This is a genomic window from Pontitalea aquivivens (assembly GCF_046507575.1).
GTDB classification, from domain to species: Bacteria; Pseudomonadota; Alphaproteobacteria; order Rhodobacterales; family Rhodobacteraceae; genus Pontitalea; species Pontitalea aquivivens.
In genome coordinates this window covers 1-1,408 of the sequence record NZ_JBKFEY010000078.1, presented here as the reverse complement: position 1 = coordinate 1,408, position 1,408 = coordinate 1, and the positions used below count along the sequence as shown (strand labels likewise).

The following is a 1,408-nucleotide window of genomic DNA, read 5'->3' as shown; positions in this document are numbered from 1 at the left end:
CCAGGACATCGAACCGCTGGCGGTGGCCAGGATCCTGGCCAAGGTCGTGGCCGAGGAACAGCCCGGCCTGGTGATCGCGGGCAAGCAGGCGATCGACAATGACATGAACGCGACGGGCCAGATGCTGGCGGCGCTGCTGGGCTGGGGCCAGGCGACCTTTGCCTCGGAACTGGTGGTCGAGGGCGATACGGCGAAGGTGACGCGTGAGGTTGACGGCGGGCTGCAGACCATTTCGGTCAAGCTGCCGGCGATCGTGACGGCGGACCTGCGGCTGAATGAGCCGCGCTATGCCAGCCTGCCCAACATCATGAAGGCAAAGAAGAAACCGCTCGAAGAAAAGACCGCGGCCGATTACGGCGTGGACGTTTCGCCGCGGCTGACCGTCGTGAAAACGGCGGAACCGGCGGGCCGGTCGGCGGGGATCAGGGTGGCCTCGGTCGATGAGCTGGTGGGCAAATTGAAAGACGCGGGGGTGATCTGATGTCGGTTCTTCTGATTGCAGAGGTGAATGGCGGCGACCTGGCGCTGGACGCGACGGCCAAGGCGCTGTCGGCGGCGAAGGCGCTGGGTCCGGTGACGGTTCTGGTCGCGGGGTCGGGCGTGGATGTGGCGGCATCCGCGGCGGCGGGTCTGGATGGCGTGGCCAGGGTGCTTGTGGCCGACGACGCGGCCCATGCCCTGGCCGAGCCGCTGGCCGATCTGGTCCTGTCGCTGGCCGGCGGGGTCACGCATATCGTCGCGCCCTCGACCGCGGCGGCGAAAAATGCCCTGCCGCGGATCGCGGCACTTCTCGATGTGATGATTTTGTCGGATGTGACCGGGGTCGTCGATGCCGACACGTTCGAACGCCCGATCTATGCCGGCAACGCGATCCAGACGGTGAAATCGGCAGACCCGGTCAAGGTTCTGACGGTGCGCACCGCGTCGTTTGAGGCGGCGGGCACCGGCGGCGCAGCCCCGGTTGAGACGGTGTCGCCCGCGGGCGACAAGGGCCTGTCGGCCTGGGTCGAAGACAAGGTCGCGGCATCGGACCGGCCCGAACTGACCAGCGCCAAGATCGTGGTGTCGGGCGGTCGCGGCGTCGGGTCCGAGGCGGATTTTGCCCTGATCGGCGCGCTGGCCGACAAGCTGGGCGCGGCGGTGGGCGCATCCCGCGCGGCGGTGGACAGTGGCTTTGCCCCGAACGACTGGCAGGTCGGCCAGACCGGCAAGGTCGTGGCGCCGGACCTGTATATCGCGGTCGGTATTTCCGGCGCGATCCAGCACCTGGCCGGCATGAAGGACAGCAAAGTTATCGTCGCGATCAACAAGGACGAAGAGGCCCCGATCTTCCAGGTCGCCGACTATGGCCTGGTCGCGGATCTGTTCGCAGCAGTGCCGGAACTGACCGCAAAGGTGTGAGGGCATG

General features: G+C 67.3%; 2 protein-coding genes. Both read left to right on the top strand.

Annotated features, from left to right (window positions below; all coding sequences use genetic code 11):
* Positions 1-481, top strand: a 481-nt coding sequence (locus tag ACK8OU_RS20160; RefSeq protein ID WP_410305117.1) for an electron transfer flavoprotein subunit beta/FixA family protein, incomplete at its 5' end; no start/stop codon positions are given.
* Positions 481-1,401: an electron transfer flavoprotein subunit alpha/FixB family protein gene (locus tag ACK8OU_RS20155; RefSeq protein ID WP_410305116.1), complete on the top strand. Its 921-nt coding sequence runs from the start codon at positions 481-483 to the stop codon at positions 1,399-1,401. The genes ACK8OU_RS20160 and ACK8OU_RS20155, both read left to right, overlap by 1 nt.
* Positions 1,402-1,408: the final 7 nt, after the last annotated feature.